At 43.6% G+C, this 17,543-nt stretch carries 14 protein-coding genes and 1 tRNA gene; 12 read left to right on the forward strand and 3 right to left on the reverse strand.

Features of this window, described 5'->3' with window-relative positions; all coding sequences use genetic code 11:
- Positions 1-116 precede the first annotated feature (116 nt).
- Together HCZ91_RS06240 and HCZ91_RS06245 are read left to right on the forward strand one after the other, a co-directional pair.
- Positions 117-677 (forward strand): DJ-1/PfpI family protein, encoded by a 561-nt coding sequence (locus tag HCZ91_RS06240; protein WP_277350412.1) that lies wholly within the window; start codon positions 117-119, stop codon positions 675-677.
- A gap of 62 nt (positions 678-739) precedes the next feature.
- The gene (locus HCZ91_RS06245) at positions 740-1,138 is read left to right on the forward strand and encodes a ribbon-helix-helix domain-containing protein (RefSeq protein WP_179798703.1); all 399 of its coding nucleotides are present in this window, start codon (positions 740-742) and stop codon (positions 1,136-1,138) included.
- A gap of 213 nt (positions 1,139-1,351) precedes the next feature.
- Here HCZ91_RS06245 and HCZ91_RS06250 read toward each other — a convergent pair.
- The 3 genes from HCZ91_RS06250 to HCZ91_RS06260 all read right to left on the reverse strand — a co-directional run bounded on the left by HCZ91_RS06250 (position 1,352) and on the right by HCZ91_RS06260 (position 4,898).
- Positions 1,352-1,436, reverse strand: a tRNA-Leu gene (locus HCZ91_RS06250).
- A 217-nt stretch (positions 1,437-1,653) separates the two neighbouring features.
- On the reverse strand, positions 1,654-3,435 hold the full coding sequence (locus HCZ91_RS06255) for a sigma 54-interacting transcriptional regulator (protein WP_179798704.1): 1,782 nt from the start codon (positions 3,433-3,435) through the stop codon (positions 1,654-1,656).
- Between the two features lie 98 nt (positions 3,436-3,533).
- On the reverse strand, positions 3,534-4,898 hold the full coding sequence (locus HCZ91_RS06260; protein WP_179798705.1) for an ATP-binding protein: 1,365 nt from the start codon (positions 4,896-4,898) through the stop codon (positions 3,534-3,536).
- A gap of 135 nt (positions 4,899-5,033) precedes the next feature.
- Here HCZ91_RS06260 and rimO point away from each other — a divergent pair, with 135 nt between their 5' ends.
- The 10 genes from rimO (at position 5,034) to fabZ (ending at position 17,486) form a co-directional block, all read left to right on the forward strand.
- Positions 5,034-6,620, forward strand: coding sequence for a 30S ribosomal protein S12 methylthiotransferase RimO (gene rimO, locus HCZ91_RS06265; protein WP_179798706.1), 1,587 nt, complete (start codon positions 5,034-5,036; stop codon positions 6,618-6,620).
- Positions 6,621-6,792: 172 nt separating this feature from the next.
- The gene (pyrH, locus tag HCZ91_RS06270; RefSeq protein ID WP_057759121.1) at positions 6,793-7,518 is read left to right on the forward strand and encodes a UMP kinase; all 726 of its coding nucleotides are present in this window, start codon (positions 6,793-6,795) and stop codon (positions 7,516-7,518) included.
- A 112-nt stretch (positions 7,519-7,630) separates the two neighbouring features.
- Positions 7,631-8,185, forward strand: a complete 555-nt coding sequence (frr, locus tag HCZ91_RS06275) for a ribosome recycling factor (protein ID WP_057759123.1) — start codon at positions 7,631-7,633, stop codon at positions 8,183-8,185.
- 389 nt (positions 8,186-8,574) lie between these two features.
- The gene (gene uppS, locus HCZ91_RS06280) at positions 8,575-9,333 is read left to right on the forward strand and encodes a polyprenyl diphosphate synthase (protein WP_179798707.1); all 759 of its coding nucleotides are present in this window, start codon (positions 8,575-8,577) and stop codon (positions 9,331-9,333) included.
- Positions 9,334-9,522: 189 nt separating this feature from the next.
- On the forward strand, positions 9,523-10,332 hold the full coding sequence (locus tag HCZ91_RS06285) for a phosphatidate cytidylyltransferase (RefSeq protein WP_179798708.1): 810 nt from the start codon (positions 9,523-9,525) through the stop codon (positions 10,330-10,332).
- A 58-nt stretch (positions 10,333-10,390) separates the two neighbouring features.
- Positions 10,391-11,599: a 1-deoxy-D-xylulose-5-phosphate reductoisomerase gene (gene ispC, locus HCZ91_RS06290; RefSeq protein WP_179798709.1), complete on the forward strand. Its 1,209-nt coding sequence runs from the start codon at positions 10,391-10,393 to the stop codon at positions 11,597-11,599.
- Positions 11,600-11,695: 96 nt separating this feature from the next.
- Positions 11,696-13,072, forward strand: coding sequence for an RIP metalloprotease RseP (rseP, locus tag HCZ91_RS06295; RefSeq protein WP_057759128.1), 1,377 nt, complete (start codon positions 11,696-11,698; stop codon positions 13,070-13,072).
- 262 nt (positions 13,073-13,334) lie between these two features.
- Positions 13,335-15,734, forward strand: coding sequence for an outer membrane protein assembly factor BamA (gene bamA, locus HCZ91_RS06300; protein ID WP_101206173.1), 2,400 nt, complete (start codon positions 13,335-13,337; stop codon positions 15,732-15,734).
- Between the two features lie 146 nt (positions 15,735-15,880).
- Positions 15,881-16,897, forward strand: coding sequence for a UDP-3-O-(3-hydroxymyristoyl)glucosamine N-acyltransferase (lpxD, locus tag HCZ91_RS06305; RefSeq protein WP_179798710.1), 1,017 nt, complete (start codon positions 15,881-15,883; stop codon positions 16,895-16,897).
- Positions 16,898-16,949: 52 nt separating this feature from the next.
- Positions 16,950-17,486 carry a 3-hydroxyacyl-ACP dehydratase FabZ gene (gene fabZ / locus HCZ91_RS06310; protein WP_179798711.1) on the forward strand — a complete coding sequence of 179 codons (537 nt, stop codon included), beginning with the start codon at positions 16,950-16,952 and terminating at the stop codon, positions 17,484-17,486.
- The last annotated feature ends 57 nt before the right edge of the window (positions 17,487-17,543 follow it).

Below are 17,543 nucleotides of genomic sequence, written 5' to 3' on the forward strand. Positions count from 1 at the left end.
TAGTCGTTGTTTTTTATGTTTGAATGGATATTCAGGCTCATTTTAAGCGAAGTCGCTATAAACTAATTTGGGTTCCCATATTTCATTACAATGTTTTATTACAATACAGTGAGAATATCATGGCTAAAGTACTTATCATTACCGGTGATTTTGTTGAAGACTATGAAAACATGGTTCCGTTCCAAGCGCTACTAGCGATGGGGCATGAGGTTGATGCGGTCTGCCCAGATAAGGTTGCAGGTGATAGCATTGCTACCTCAATACACGATTTTGAAGGTGATCAAACTTATACCGAAAAACGCGGTCATAATTTTGTCCTTAATGCGTCTTTTGCTGATATCAATGTAGAAGATTACGATGCCTTGTATTTACCAGGTGGGCGTGCGCCAGAATACTTGCGCTTGAATGCTAAGGTCATTGCAATGATTCAGCATTTCGCAAATACTGATAAACCGATTGCCTCAGTTTGCCATGGGCCACAAATGCTGACGGCTGCTGGCGTATTGAAGGGTAAAAAAGTATCTGCTTATCCTGCGTGTCAGCCAGAAATAGAAATGGCTGGCGCTGAGTATGTCAAGTTGCCTATGGATGGCGCTATTACAGATGGCCAACTGGTAACGGCACCTGCATGGCCTGCCCACCCAGCGATGCTAAAGCAGTTTGTTGCTTTGCTATAAGCATTAATTCGGGTCTATTGAACGTTCAATAGACCCCAGTATCGAGAGAGGATATATTATATATGTGCCAACTTTTTATTAGTGCTGACGACAGCTTGTGGAGCTCTAAAACCAAATCACTTCGAATTCAGGGCGTTGTCACCTCAATTCGTTTAGAAGTGTTTTTTTGGGATATATTAGAAGAGTTGTCATTTCGTGATCAAATGACGGTTAATCAACTGATCACTAAGCTATACCTTGAATCTCTCGATGCTGATCATGATATTGGCAATTTCACCTCTTTTTTAAGAGTTTGTTGTTCTCGTTATTTATCTTTAATAGCCGATGGCGATCTTTCTCGCGAAACAAGATTGCCTTTAGAAAAAGTCGATGCAAAAAATATCATTCAACGTGAAACCCTCCGTAAAAATCAACGTAGTGCATTATTCAATGATAATGAGGGAAACCTTTCTATTAATTAGTTCTGTCTATGGCAAGTACATGAAAGCATTGGCAAAGCGGGTAGAGAGGTGCTATAAAAGTACGGATGAGGTGCTGAAGGATTTATAAAGGGTAGAAAAGTAGATTAATACTTTTAACAAGATACTTTATAGTTTTAACACCAAATTCCAGACACAAAAAAACCTGCTAAAAAGCAGGTTTTGATATTTGGTCTAAGATGTACTATCCGAAAATGGTGGGGCTGGAGAGACTCGAACTCTCACACCTTGCGGCGCCAGAACCTAAATCTGGTGCGTCTACCAATTCCGCCACAGCCCCATTTTCGTTACTCTATCATCAAAAGCGATTAAACTCAAACGCTATATAGATAGTTAACTGATTCGGTAGTGCGTCTCAGTGGTTGGCTATTATATAGAGTTTTAATTGTTTGGCAACCCCTATTTGCAATTATTTTTAATTATTTATCATTTATTTTAGATATTAATTTTAAGTGATTGATATCGATAATAATTTAATATCGTGTTTTATACATTTTTTATTCCTTAGTTGGTACTCTCGGGGCAGAGATATCTAATTGCTGCAATTTGCGTGTCAGAGTATTGCGTCCCCAACCAAGTAAACTCGCGGCTTCTATCTTTTTGCCTCCACTGTGATTGAGTGCTGCTGTTAATAAAACGCGCTCAAACTCAGGAGTTGCTGTTTGCAAAATATCAGTTTCACCCGTGCTTAGCGACTGCTCAGCCCAATCAGCCAATGCTTGCTGCCAACTTTGGTTTTTAGGTAACTGGCTACGTCGCTCATTTTGATGACTGTTTAATGAACTGCCATTTAACACATGGCCACTTTGTGCCAAATGCTCTTGAGCATCTTCCTTTGATGAGCCATGCTCTTCATAAAGCACCGTATTAGGTGAGATGTTTTCCAGTAGCTCTGGTGGTAAGTCTGTCGCCATCACCGTATCACCAGTGGCCATCACCGTGAGCCACAAGCAGACGTTTTCTAATTGACGCACATTACCGCGCCAGTCAAACGTCTGCATAATTTGCAATGCAGCAGGATGTAGATGCTTCGGGGTGGTATTCATTTGCTCTGCAGCAGACTGCATAAAGTAAAGGGCTAATGCAGGAATGTCCTCAGGGCGTGTACGTAGTGGTGGTAGGGGTAATCGAATGACATTAAGGCGATAAAACAAATCTTCGCGGAATCGGCTTTGTTTTACCAGCTCTTCTAAATTTTGATGAGTGGCTGCGATGATACGTACATCGACCTTTATCGGCTGCTGACCGCCAACACGATAAAACTCACCATTGGCTAGGACGCGTAATAGCCGTGTCTGAGTGCTAAAAGGCATGTCACCGATTTCGTCTAAGAATAAAGTACCACCGTCTGCCTGCTCAAAACGGCCTTGACGCATCGTTGTTGCACCAGTGAACGCGCCTTTTTCATGACCAAATAGCTCAGACTCGATCAAGTCATGTGGTATGGCTGCCATATTAAGCGCAATAAACGGTTGCTGCTTACGTGGGGAGTGTTGATGTAAAGCACTGGCAACCAACTCTTTACCCGTTCCAGACTCACCAGTGATTAAGACGGAAATGGGAGATTGTGCCAGCCTGCCAATAGCACGAAACACTGTTTGCATGGCTGGAGACTGTCCAATGATGCCGCTAGGGTTCCCATTATCTTTGGTTACGCTGGCACCTTTGTTCTTATTTTCTTTAGTTGTCTTACTAGAAGATGCTGCTTTAGGTTTTATCAGGTCTTCGGTAGACGTGTCAGACGTTGTATTGGTATTGGATTCATCTGAAAGGGAAACAGTCGTTGTTTCTAAATTGGGCTGATAGTTGATGGCTTTATAAATCGTTGCAACTGCATCATCTAAGTCAAAAGGCTTGGGCAAGTATTCAAAAGCACCAGTCTGATAGCTATTGATAGCAGAGGTTAGGTCTGAGTGTGCCGTCATAATTACGATTGGCATTTTAGGGAAATGCTGATGGACCCAGTCGCTAAAAGACAATCCATCCATCATTGGCATACGAATATCGGTCAGTATGACGTCTGGTAATTGCTCGGCTGACTCTTGCTGTTTTAACACATCATTAAGGCGAGTCCATGCTGCTTGTGCTTGAGTAAAACTGATAACGGTCAATCCAGCATCTTCAAACGTGTCGGCCAACACCATACGTAGGGCTGCATCGTCATCGATTAACCACAATGTTGCAGGGTGGTCGCTGGGTGCATTATTCACAGTTACTATTTGTGATTGTGTTGATTGATCATCGCTTTTAGGTTGGAGGTCGTCGCTATATTCAGTCATGTATTGGGCCTAATCAGCAATTATTGATGGTAAGTTGGGGATTGGGAGTTGGCGTTATGAAACTTAGCAGCCTTTAATTCATAAATTCATAATTTGGTTTATGTCTCAGTGATGGGTTGAGTAAATGGTAGATATAGCGTAAATCGGGTTTGCTTATCTTCTTGCTCTTTTGTCGAGCTCACATCAATCATACCATGATGATGACTGATAATATCTTGGACGATGGATAATCCAAGACCTGTACCGGCCGCACGGCTAGTGACCATTGGGAAAAATATTTGACCGATCAATGCTGGATCAATGCCTGAGCCATTATCAGTAATAGTAATTTGCATCACTTGCTTGTGCTGCTGCCCGACGATCGTATGCTGAAAGGCAACCCGAGTTTGGATATGCAATGTCGGTTGATAGTCAGAATTGCCCTCAGTTTGTACGGTAGCTTGTGGTGATTCTTGAGACTCTGAGATTTTATTCTGTTGTAGCGTTTGTTCGAACTCAGTCATCGACTCACAAGCATTGTTAATAAGGTTTAAAAACACTTGAATCAGCTGATCCTTATCTGCACACAACTCTGGCAATGATAAATCATAATCACGCTGTAACACTACCTGTGGATACTGATTGGTCACTAAGGTTAAGACATGCTCTAGAGGCTCATGGATATTAAGCGTTTGCCAGTTTGGCAGTTGATTGGAACCCAGAAGCTGCCCAATAAGATGGGTTAACCGATCAGTCTCTGAAATAATAATGTCCGTATAGTTGCGCAGTTTTTGATTCATTTTTTGCAAATCATGCTGCGCGTCAATGTTAGTAGTTGTCAAAGCATTATCAACACTAGGGGTGCTAGTGGTAGATGCGTCGCTGAATTTAATAAACTGCCGTTGCAACAGTTGGGCTGCCCCGCGAATACCAGCAAGAGGGTTCTTTATTTCGTGTGCTACCGAGCGTAGCATATGACGGGCAACTGTGTATTGCTGCTGTTGACGCTGCTCCTCAGAGATACGACTTTGACGATCTTTACCCCACATCTCGATAATAAAATAAGGCTGCTGTTCATAGATGACAGGCGTGACGCTATAGTCGACTGACAATGATAAATTACCATTTAGCGGTGTTTTTATGATGTGGTCATGATCGATAAAAGGTTGTTGATAGTTTTGCGCTTGCACAAAGCGCTCGGTCAACGAGTATGCTGGCTCGCTCGAAGCCTCGTTTTCATTTGTATCATTACTATCCTTATCTATAGATACAGTATCTTTAGTCTTTAACTCATCGGGTGCTAGCAGTGTCAAGATAGATTGATTGATTAGTCTTCCGCTACTAATGGCAAGTAGTTGCTCGGCTTGAGCATTCAACCGTGTGATTGATAGCTCATCGTTAACCCATAAAATAGCGGTGAATAAATGCTGAGATATAAATGCGAGGTCGGGGGTTGTTTTGGCGGTTATAAAATCAGCGTTCATCAATAGGGCCCAAAAAAGTCAGATGCTTGAGATAATATTTAACCACAAATCAAGACTATAGAGCGGCAAAACTGGTGATTTTTGTAAAAAAAACGTACAATGCGCTCAGCCAATTTATCTCTAGCAAGGTCAGCCATGTCCAAAACTTCTACCGAGTCAGTGAATACGACAGTAACAGCTCCTCTATCTGCCGCAAAAGACACTGCCACTATCTTCAATCCTGCCGCGCCTACCATAGTACAAGCGCAGAGTCAGGCAGATGCCAGTCAAACAGACACTAAACAACCTTACCATCATAAAGCCAACCACAATCAGAACCGTAGTGTAGCCCAAAGCAGCGATGTTACGACTGCCAATGCGACTGCTACGATGCCAGTTAGTTCAGCGCCAAAGATTGGTTTTGTGTCACTAGGTTGTCCAAAAGCATTGGTGGATAGTGAGCGTATTATCACTGAGCTAAGCCGTGACGGCTATCAAGTAGCCAGTGATTATGACGGTGCTGACTTAGTCGTGGTAAACACTTGCGGCTTTATTGAATCAGCGGTACAAGAGTCGCTTGATGCGATCGGCGAGGCCATTAGCAAAAACGGTAAAGTGATTGTTACTGGTTGCTTAGGTAAAGAAGCAGACAAAATCCGTGAGATGCATCCGGCCGTACTAGCAGTGACGGGCGCGCATGCCTATGACGAAGTAATTACGGCAGTAGCGCAGCATGTGCCTAAGCCAAATCGTAGTCAGGACGCTAACTATGATCCAAAAATAGATTTGATTAATGAAGCGGGTATCAAACTGACCCCAAGCCATTATGCTTATCTAAAAATATCAGAAGGCTGTAATCACCGTTGTACGTTCTGCATTATCCCAAGCTTGCGCGGTGATTTGGTATCGCGCCCGATTGATAATGTGATGAACGAAGCTCTGGCGCTCAAAAAAGCTGGCGTGAAAGAATTACTTATCATCTCGCAAGATACCTCGGCATATGGTCTTGACCTAAAGTACAAGACCAGCTTTTGGAATGGTATGCCGCTCAAGTCTAAGTTTTATGACTTATGCCAAGCATTGAACGATTTGGGCATTTGGGTACGCTTGCATTATGTCTATCCGTATCCACATGTAGACAAAGTCGTTGAGTTGATGGGTGAGAAGAAACTGCTGCCTTATCTGGACATTCCGTTCCAGCATGCCAGCCATCGTATTCTAAAGGCGATGAAACGTCCTGCGCATAGCGAAAACACCTTGGCTCGTATCAAAGCGTGGCGTGATATCTGCCCTGATATCGTGATTCGTTCGACCTTTGTGGTTGGCTTCCCTGGCGAGACAGAAGAAGATTTTCAGTGCTTGCTTGATTGGCTAGTTGAAGCACGCCTCGATCGCGTGGGTGCATTCACTTATTCAGAAGTAGAAGGCGCAGTGGCCAATGACTTGCCTGATCATGTGCCTGAAGACGTCAAACAGTCTCGCTATGAGCGTTTAATGGCGCTACAGCAAGATATTTCAGCGCAAAAGCTACAGGAAAAAGTCGGCAAGACCTTAACGGTATTGGTCGATGAAATTGATAGCGATGAAAATATTGCTATTTGCCGTAGCTATGCTGATGCACCTGAAATTGATGGTCATGTCTATGTTGATGACATCAACGCTCAAGTTAAAATAGGGCAGTTCTTAACCGTGACTATCGATGATGCTAGCGAATACGATCTATTCGCCAGTTATCAAGGCTAGATATCCAATAAGATATGCGAGTGAAAATTGCCCAATGGCGGGCAGTTTTTGCTACAATTAGCGCAATTTAGCCTTTTTAATACGCTTAGCTGTAAGTGTAGCGTTGTGGGCAAACTCGATTTGTATTTTACCGATAATTTTCTTTATAATTTCATGATAACAAGGTGACCTCATGTCTGACAAAAACCCGCGTTACGCTCGTATCTTGCTGAAACTCTCCGGTGAAGCCTTAGCTGGTAGTAAAGACATGGGTATTGATACCGAAGTGCTTGATAAAATGAGCTTGTCTATTGCTCACTTGCGTGGACTTGGTGTCCAAGTTGGTATCGTAGTTGGCGGTGGTAACTTATATCGCGGTGCGCAATTGCAAAAAGAAGGTCTCGTTGGCCGTGTTACTGGTGATCAGATGGGCATGCTAGCGACCGTTATGAACGGACTAGCAATGCGTGATGCGCTTGAGCGTCGCAACATAAAAACGCGCTTGATGTCAGCGTTACCGATTGGTGAAGTCACTGAAAGCTATAGCAGTCGTAATGCCATTCGTTATCTTAAAAACGGCGAAGTTTGTATCTTTGTCGCAGGTACGGGTAACCCATTCTTTACCACTGACACTGCTGCTTGTTTGCGCGGTATCGAGATCGAAGCTGGTTTGATTTTAAAAGCGACCAAGGTCGACGGCGTTTATGACAAAGACCCAAGTCTACATGACGATGCAGTCAAGTATGACGGTCTGACTTTTGATGAAGTACTAGAGCAAAAGCTAGGCGTCATGGATTTAACGGCTATCGCATTGTGCCGTGAGCATAACGTACCGCTACAAGTGTTTGATATGACTAAGCCTAATGCATTATTGAATGTCATTATGGGTGAAAATGAAGGCACACGAGTTTTTCATTAATTGATGCGATACGGGCAACTAACGTCAGTAAATAGCTAACGATTAGCAATAAATAATTAATATCCCAATAGCAAATAAAAAATTTGTCGGTAACGATAAATAAGGATACACAATGATTAAAGAGATTAAGCAAGACGGCGAAGCACGCATGCAAAAAACATTGGAAGCGCTTGAAAGCACTTTCAGTAAAGTTCGTACTGGCCGTGCGCATCCAGGTATGTTGTCAGGTGTGATGGTTAGCTACTATGGTTCTGATACACCATTGAACCAAGTGGCAAGCGTCAACGTTGAAGATTCACGTACCTTGCTGGTTCAACCATTTGACCGTACGATGGTACAAGCAGTAGATAAGGCCATTCGTGAAGCAGATTTGGGTCTAAACCCAATGTCTGCTGATGTGATTCGTGTGCCGATGCCAGCATTAACAGAAGATACTCGTCGCGATATGCAAAAACTTGCACGTGGTGAAGCTGAGAGCAGCCGAGTTTCTATCCGTAATATTCGCCGTGACATGATGAATGACATCAAAGATTTGGCAAAAGAAAAAGAAATCTCAGAAGACGATGAGCGCCGCGCTAGTGATGACATTCAAAAAATCACTGACAAATATATCGAAACGATCGATGCTCGCTTGAGTAAGAAAGAAAGCGATTTGATGGAAGTTTAATACTGATATATTTGGTGTTGAGAGCAAGAAACAGTTCGGTAGATTATCTGTAATTGAGCAGCCAATACTTTATAGCTATTGGCTGTTTATTATTGTGTAGACTGATATAGTCAATCCTTTCTAAAAGAGCTACAGCGTTAACCTCGCTTGAAGTATCACAGTTACATTTGCACTCGGTTGCCTTGTCTCTCTTTTAAAATGAATCAATCATATAGGGCTATATCTAAGGCATGTAAAATATGTGGTTGATTGAACTGGATTTATCGCATTCTGAGCACTAAAAACTAACGACGCAATTATGATAAGTTAGTGAATTATATAAATGGCGCTTTTTAATCGCTGTTGCACACGTTATTATTATTTTACCTCAACAATAAGCAAGTTCGCCTATGTCCACTTCAGCCGTTTTGGCGCCCGCTATTCTTCCTCGTCATATCGCCATCATTATGGATGGTAACAATCGCTATGGTAAGGCCAATGATTTGGGCCACGGTCAAGGACATGTGGCTGGCAAAGATGCGCTCGATCCTATCGTTGAGTATTGTGTCAATACAGGCATTGAAGTACTGACCGTATTTGCGTTTTCTAGCGAAAATTGGCAGAGACCGCCTAGTGAAGTGGCACTATTGATGCAGCTACTCACATCGACGATTCATGAGCAAATGCCGCGCATGAATGAGTATCGTATTCGCTTGCGTTTCATCGGTGACCGTAGTCAGCTTAGTGAGTCATTACAAACGCTAATGGCTGACGCGGAAGAAAAGACGGCGGATTTTGATGCGATGACGCTGGTGATTGCGATTAGCTACGGTGGACAATGGGATATCGCAAATGCAGCACAACAGCTGGCTCAGCAAGTGCAAGCTGGCGAATTAAAACCTGAAGATGTCAGCGAAGAGCTGTTAGGTAACTACGTACAATTAGCCGATACGCCAGCAGTAGATATGCTGGTACGTACGGGCGGCGAGTATCGTATTTCTAATTTTTTATTGTGGCAATCTGCTTATGCTGAGCTGTTTTTCACTCCCACATTATGGCCGAACTTTGCAGCAGAAGAGCTAGCTTCGATGATCGCAGAGTTTGCAAAACGTCAACGCCGCTTTGGCAAAACCAGCGAGCAAGTAGTGATAGAGCAGCAAGGTCACTGAGCAGCGAGTGGATAGATAAGTTTAGTTGGTTCAGTTCAGTTAGTATTGTATAACTGGTCAATAGGGTTGGTTTATGCAATGATAAACGGCTTGAATTAGTATTGAATGCTATCGCTCGGCCATCGTTAGTTAGCTGCTATAATGCATTTTTTGACCATCTGTTCTTCATTATTATAAGGCTCGATAAGTATGTGGCAACGAATTAAAACGGCAATTGTTCTCGTTATTATCGTTGGTATTGCAATGTTTGCGAGCCAAACGCCTATTTTATTTGCACCACTGTTGGCCATTGGGGTCATTATCGCCGCTCATGAGTGGGCTAAATTGATGCCTAAGTGGCGCCAGCCTGCTGTATTTGTTTTGTTAGTGTTGGCGATAACGCTCATATCACTAATGTTCAAAGTGACTTGGTTGTTTTGGTGGGTGGCATCACTCGTTATATGGCTGATGGCACTGTCTTGGGTCAGGGTCTTCCCGACACAAACGAGGTGGTACGGCAACCAGCTGGCAATGATGGGCGCGGTTATTTTGACGGCATCTATCACGGCGATGTTCTATCTCTGGCAACTGTCGGCATGGTGGCTGCTGTATGTGTTCTTATTAGTATGGTGTGCAGATAGTGGCGCATATTTCGTTGGACGCAAGCTTGGTCGCCGAAAAATGGCACCCAATGTCTCACCCAACAAGAGCATGGAAGGGTTGGCTGGTGGCCTCGTCACAGGGCTGTTAGTTGTGGTAGCCATTAGCGTCTTTAAATTACAGCTGACCGGTATACCATTAATCGCATTTGTAGCGTTATCGGCCATCACTATTCTTGCCTCTGTACTTGGAGACTTGTTCGAGTCGATGCTCAAGCGCCGTGCTGATGTAAAAGATTCAGGCACTATCTTGCCAGGTCACGGTGGTATCCTTGACCGTATCGATTCTCTGTTGTCTGCAACACCGATATTTGCCCTTGGTTTTTGGGTGATACAGCAGCTTGGTTTGATAGTGGTGTAAGGTTTATAGTTAACAGACGATATTCTATTTTTATTACTTTTAAGTATCATGGGCATTAATGGTTATGACGCAACGCATCGCCGTACTAGGCGCGACAGGCTCGATTGGCGATAGCACTTTAGCAATATTAGCGGCGCAACCGCACACTTATGAAGTCTATGCTTTGTCAGGCTATCATCGCTTAGATAAGCTATTTGCACTCTGTCAGCAGTTTTTGCCGAAACGCGTCAGTGTGCCGATGTCAGCCGTAGATGATTTTGCTCACAGGCTTAAAGCAGCAGGGATTGATAGTGATGTCGTAGGGGGCGAGGCAGGATTGGTAGATATTGCCACTGACTCACAGACTGATACGGTTGTAGCGGCGATTGTAGGGGCGGCAGGGTTGCCGTCTACATTGGCAGCAGCACGTGCAGGCAAACGTATCCTATTGGCCAACAAAGAAGCCTTAGTCATGGCAGGTAAGGTCATGATCGATGCAGTCAAAAAGCACAAAGCTACTTTGCTGCCGCTGGACTCTGAACACAATGCCATTTTTCAATGCTTGCCACTCGCTATTCAGCAAGACAATACTCAAATTCATCAGTCAAATCATGGTGTCCGTAAACTATGGTTAACAGCCTCTGGTGGGCCATTTTTGCAGCAGTCGTTCGAGCAAATGCAGCAGGCAAGCGTCGCAGAAGCGGTCAAACACCCGAATTGGTCAATGGGTCAAAAGATATCTGTCGATTCGGCCACGATGATGAATAAGGGGCTTGAGCTGATAGAAGCCTGTCACTTATTCGATTTGCCTGAAGATAAGATAAATGTGGTTATTCATCCACAAAGTATCATTCACTCAATGGTAGAATATAGCGATGGCAGCTTTTTGGCGCAGTTGGGTAGTCCAGACATGAAAACGCCCATTGCGCACGCGCTTAGCTACCCTGATCGGATGGATAGTGGCTCACAGCCGTTAGACTTATTTGCACTTAGTGGTTTGGAGTTTATTGAGCCAGATCTACAAAAATTTGCCTGTTTGCGTTTGGCCCGCCAAGCCATGCAAGCTGGAACGCAAGCCACTATTGTGCTCAATGCGGCAAACGAAATTGCAGTGGCGGCGTTCCTCGATGGGAAAATTCGTTTGACGGATATTGCTAATATTAACGAACAAGCCTTAAATGACATACAGCTGCCTCCATTGAACGAAACTGCTGACATAGAAGACATATTGGCAATCGATAAGATTGCACGCCATCTGACTGATAAGTTGGTAGCAAAGCTGACATAATCGTAGCAAGCGTCTCTTAGCTGATACGTGACATTGATAAACGATATTAGCGAAGATGTTGATGAAAATGCTGAGAGACAATACTGAGAAAAAATCATGACGTTTTTACTAACACTTCTTGCCGCTATATTTGTCTTAGGCCCGCTTATTGCCTTACACGAATGGGGACATTATATTGTGGCGCGGCTTTGCGGTGTCAAAGTGCTAACGTACTCTATCGGTTTTGGCCCTAAAGTTTTTGGTTGGACCAGTAAAAAAAGCGGCATCGACTATCGCATCTCAGCATTGCCACTCGGCGGTTACGTAAAAATGCTGGATGAGCGTGAAGGTAATGTCGCAAAAGATGAGCAGCATCTTGCATTTAATCGGCAGCATCCGCTAAAGAAAATTGCTATCGTTGCAGCTGGCCCTATCATGAATTTTGTCATCGCTATCGCGCTATTTTGGGTACTATTTATGACCCCATCTGAGCAGTTGGCGACTAAGATTGGACAAGTACTACCAGATACGCCTGCTGCGATGGCACAGCTGCCAGTCGGTGATAAGATTGTGGCGATTGATGGACATGATGTGCAGACATGGGAAGGTATTAACTATCGCCTTGCAGGACGTATGGGTGAGACGGATAATGTCAGCATTACCTTGCAGTCAGACGCCCAAACCGATCAGTCGACTAAAACCTATCAAGCACCAGTCACGCAGTTTATGCAAGGCGAGGCTCAAGGTAAAGACGCATTGACCAGCTTTGGCATGTTGCCATGGCAACCGCAGATTGCGCCGATTGTAGGCGGTTTGGCTCCCGATGGTGCCGCTAGCCGCCAAGGTCTAAAGGTTGGCGACCGCATTACTGCTATTAATAATGAGTCAATCGAAGATTGGATTACTGCCACACGTATCATCCGTGACAATCCTGAAACGCTATTGAACTTTACGGTGTTGCGTGATGATAAGTCTGTACAGTTGCAGATTATGCCTCAAGGTAAAAAAGACAACTTGGGTAATGATTACGGACAGATTGGTGCAATGGTGGATCAGACTGAGATTGTTATCCCTGATGATTACAAGACTACCGTGGTCTATGGTCCTAGTGAGTCGTTAGTTAAGTCGTTTGAAAAGACTGAGCAGCTCGCAGTAATGACCGTAAGCTCAATGGGAAAAATGCTGTCAGGTATGATTGGTTTAGACAATCTATCAGGGCCAATTACCATTGCCAAAGTCGCCAAACAAAGCTTTGATATCAGTTGGCAGATGGTATTGTCGACAGCGGCGCTAATTAGCTTGAGTCTTGCCGTCTTAAACCTTTTGCCGATTCCAGTATTAGATGGTGGTCATATTGTCTATCACTTTATTGAGTTGATTCGTGGTAAGCCACTGTCTGAAGGTGTGCAAATGGTCGGTCTAAATATCGGTTTACTCTTGCTGGCAGGTTTCATGGTGTTAGCAATTGGTAATGACATCAGCCGGCTATTTTGATCGGCTGATAAGCAATATGGCTGATAAAGCACGATATACTAATGGTTTTACGCCTATTATAGGCTGATTATTGTTATGATAGGCATGCTACTCTGTGTCTTAGCCTCTGTACTAATCGTAATTTTTAGTTTATTTTGTGATGCAATTTATATAAAGTGTTCTGAGTTACCCTTGCATGGGTTTATAACCTTGCGTGAATGGGTTAGACAATACGTGCCTTTTAACTTAACTTAAGCAATTTTTTTATTGACGGATAGTGTTTATGCGTACGCCTTTAATTATGAGCGCGGCTGGGTTGCCGTTAGTTGTAGCGATGATGAGTATGCCAGTACAGGCTGCAGAATTTGTAGTAACTGACATCGGTTTTAATGGCTTACAACGCCTAACCCCTGATAGCCTCTATCCGGTCTTACCTGTTACGGTAGGCGATACGGTGAATGATAGCAGCTTAGCTGCCAGTATTAAGGCGCTATATGCAACTGAAAACTTTGCTGATATTCAAAGCCGTGTCGAAGGTGGCAAGCTAAGATTTGACGTCATTGAGCGTCCAACGATCGCTGAAGTAACCTTTGAAGGTAACAAGCTTATTCCAAAAGAAGGACTTGAGCAGGGACTGAAGAATGCGGGACTGTCTGCTGGTGACGTACTCAAGCAGTCTACTTTGCAAGGCGTGGCCAATGAGCTACAACAGCAATATATTAGTCAAGGTTACTACAATAGTAATATCGAAGTAGATCAAACGGTACTTGATGGTAACCGCGTGAAACTTGACGTGCGCTTTGTAGAAGGCAAACCTGCAAAAGTTGTCGATATCAATATTATTGGTAACAAACACTTTAGTGATGAAGAGATTAAAGACGTTTTCGCGGTAAAAGAATCTTCATGGACACGTCTATTATCTAAATCTGATCGATACGCTCAAGAGAAACTGGCCGCCAGTCTAGAGAGTTTAAAGGCGCTATATCAGAACGATGGTTATGTGCGTTTTTCAGTTGATAATGCCGTATTGAACATCAGTGAAGACAAAAGTAGTGTGTTTATCGAAGTCAGCCTAAGCGAAGGCGAACAATACCAGTTTGGCGAAGTGAACTTTTTAGGTAAACCTACCTTTGAGAATAGTGAGCTAAAAGAGCTGGTTAGCTTTGCATCTAATGAAAAATACTCGCAAGCAAAACTAGACGAAACCACTGCTTCTCTTAAAAGACGCTATGGTAACGAAGGCTATTATCTAGCTCAAATCAGACCAGTACCACGTATCAATGACGATACGAAAATGGTCGATGTCGATTACTATATCGACCCTGCACGTCCTATCTACGTTCGCCGTATCAACTTTACGGGTAATATCAAAACGCAAGACGAAGTATTACGTCGTGAAATGCGTCAGTTAGAAGGTACGCTGTCGTCCAATGACAAAATTCAGCTGTCACGCACGCGTTTGATGCGTACTGGCTTCTTTAAAAATGTCACTGTAGATGTTAAGCCAGTACCTAACCAGCCAGATCAAGTCGATGTAAACTATGTGGTTGAAGAGCAGCCTTCTGGTAGCTCAACGATTGCAGCCGGTTACTCACAAAGTGGTGGTGTGACTTTCCAATTGGATTTGACCCAAAACAACTTCATGGGTACCGGTAACCGCGTAAAGGCTGCGCTTTCTCGTTCAGAGACACGTGACTCTTATAGCCTAGGTTATACCGATCCGTACTTTACAGAAAACGGTGTTTCTCAAGGTATCAGCGGTTATTATCGCAAAACCAAATATGATGACGACAACGTTAGTAACTATGTGACAGATTCATATGGTGCGACGCTGAACTATAGTTATCCTATTGACGAAACCAAACGCCTGAGTGCTGGTCTAAATGTAGACAACACAAAGGTTCGTGGTGGTCGTTACCTAGGTATATCTAATGTTCAGGAAATTCTAGACGAAGGCGGTACAAAAACGCCGGAAGTTGAGACTGATGGTGTTGCTACCTTCAAGAATGATTATCAGACTTACAATCTATTGTTTGGTTGGGACTACAGCACTTTAGACCGTCCCGTATTCCCTACCAAAGGTATGAGCCATGCAATTGATGCAACCATCGGTCTTGGTGATGCCAATTACCAAAAGCTAACTTATAGCGGCAATATATATTACCCTATTTATAAAGACGTGATCGCGCGTGGTTATACTAAGCTTGGTTATGGTAATGATTTACCGTTCTATGAAAACTTCTATGCTGGTGGTTATGGCTCAGTACGTGGCTATGAATCATCTACTCTGGGACCTAAATCACAAGTCTATTATGATGCGGTCAATGATCCAGACAACCAAACCTTTACCGCAGAAGAGGTTGGTGGTAATGCACTAGCAACGTTTGGTGCTGAACTAATTTTACCAATGCCGTTTAAAGGCGATTGGGCAGATCAAGTACGCCCAGTATTGTTTGCTGAAGGTGGTCAGGTATTTGACACCTCTGATAAAGAAGATCGCACTTTTAATGATTCAGATGTTCCATTACTGACCCAAGATAATGACTTCCGCTACAGTGCTGGTGCTGGTATCACTTGGTATACGCCAATTGGTCCAATCTCACTTAGCTACGCGGTACCATTTGGTGACAAAGAGGGCGATGAGACTGAAAAAGTCCAGTTCCAGATTGGTAATACATTCTAAATTAATGACACCATTCTCATCTATTTGAGTAATTGTAAAGATTTTCTCAAATAGACGGAAATATCATTAGAGCTTAGTAGGTCGTCAAAACGCATTGTTATTTTGGCGACCGTTTCATTTATAACCATATTTTATTAATAGTCATTATGATAACGATTGAGCAACTCATTACTCGAATTGAGCAGCGTCAGCCTATTATTAATAAGGCTGAGATTGATACTGAGCAATTGTGTCAACCATTCAGTAGCGTCGGTAGTTTGACGACAGCCAGTCAGCAGCAGTTAAGCTTTTTGGCAGATCCTCACTATATTTCTAGCTTGGCGAGCAGTGCCGCAGGGGCAGTGTTGGTAACGGAAGCATATCGTGATCAAGTGCCTACCTCAGCGATAGCGCTAGTCGTCTCAAATCCATATCTGGCTTATGCCAGTGCCAGTCAGCTGTTTGCACGTCATTCTTTATCTAACGGAATTCATCCTAGTGCTGTGATTGCAGACAGTGCTGTTATTGGCGAGCAAGTCAATATCGGTCCTTTTTGTGTGATTGGTGACAATGTACAAATAGGGGCGCGTAGCTCACTTGATGCTCATGTCGTGGTTGAGGCCAATACCAGTATCGGTACCGATTGTGTCATTAAGTCGCAAGTCGTTGTTGGGCCTGAGTGTGTCATTGGCAATCACGTTAGATTGCATGCAGGAGTAAGCATCGGATCTGAAGGGTTCGGTTTTGCGCCTACTAAAGATCCTAGTAACACAGGTTGGGAGCGCATTGCCCAGTTAGGCCGTGTCATTATTGGTGATTATGTACGAGTTGGTAGCCAGACATGTATCGATCGTGGCGCTATCGATGATACCGTTATTGGTAATCACGTGATTATTGATAATTTGGTACAAGTTGCCCATAACGTCCGTATCGGTGACGGCACTGCTATTGCTGCTCAAACCGGTATTGCGGGTAGTACTACGATAGGTAAGCGCTGTATAATAGGCGGCGCTGTCGGTATCACAGGGCATATCGAGATTACAGACGATGTTGTTTTATCTGGCATGACCATGGTAACCAAATCCATTAAAACCGCTGGCTCATATTCATCTGGTACTGCTGCAATGCCAACTGCTAATTGGCGACGTGCTGCTGTACGTTTTCGTCAGCTAGGCAATAACTAATGCAAACACAAACAAATAATAGATATTCAAAACACAGCAAGGAAGCGTCATTATGAGCAATAGCAATATAGATATCCCAACTGATGAAGACGTTAAAAGCTTGGCTGAGCAAGGTCTTACGCTACCATTGACGTATCATACGATTAAGCATTATTTACCGCATCGTTATCCTTTTATGCTGGTAGATCGTATTGTAGCTTGTACGCCAGGCGAGTGTATTACTGGTATCAAGAACGTGACTATTAATGAAGAGTTCTTTAACGGTCACTTTCCTGATGAGCCGATTATGCCAGGGGTATTGATGGTGGAGTCAATGGCACAGGTGTCAGGTGTGCTTGGTTTTATCAGTGCAGGGCTAACGGCAGAAGACGGTTACCTCTATCTGTTTGCAGGTGTAGATAAAGTCCGTTTTAAACGCCGTGTGATTCCTGGTGATCAGCTTATCATTCGCGCAAAGACCGTGATGCAAAGACACGGTATCTATAAATTTGATTGTACTGTTCATGTCGAAGATGAACTGGCTGCTAGTGCTCAAATCATGATTGCACGTCAAGAGCAGCAAAAACCTGCTAACACGAAGGGTGCTTAAGTTTTCAATAAGCCATACTGTACAAAGAGCGATATTGAAATCGCTCACTATCACTGC

It is taken from the genome of Psychrobacter sp. BI730 (genome assembly GCF_013414195.1).
Classification (GTDB): Bacteria; Pseudomonadota; Gammaproteobacteria; order Pseudomonadales; family Moraxellaceae; genus Psychrobacter.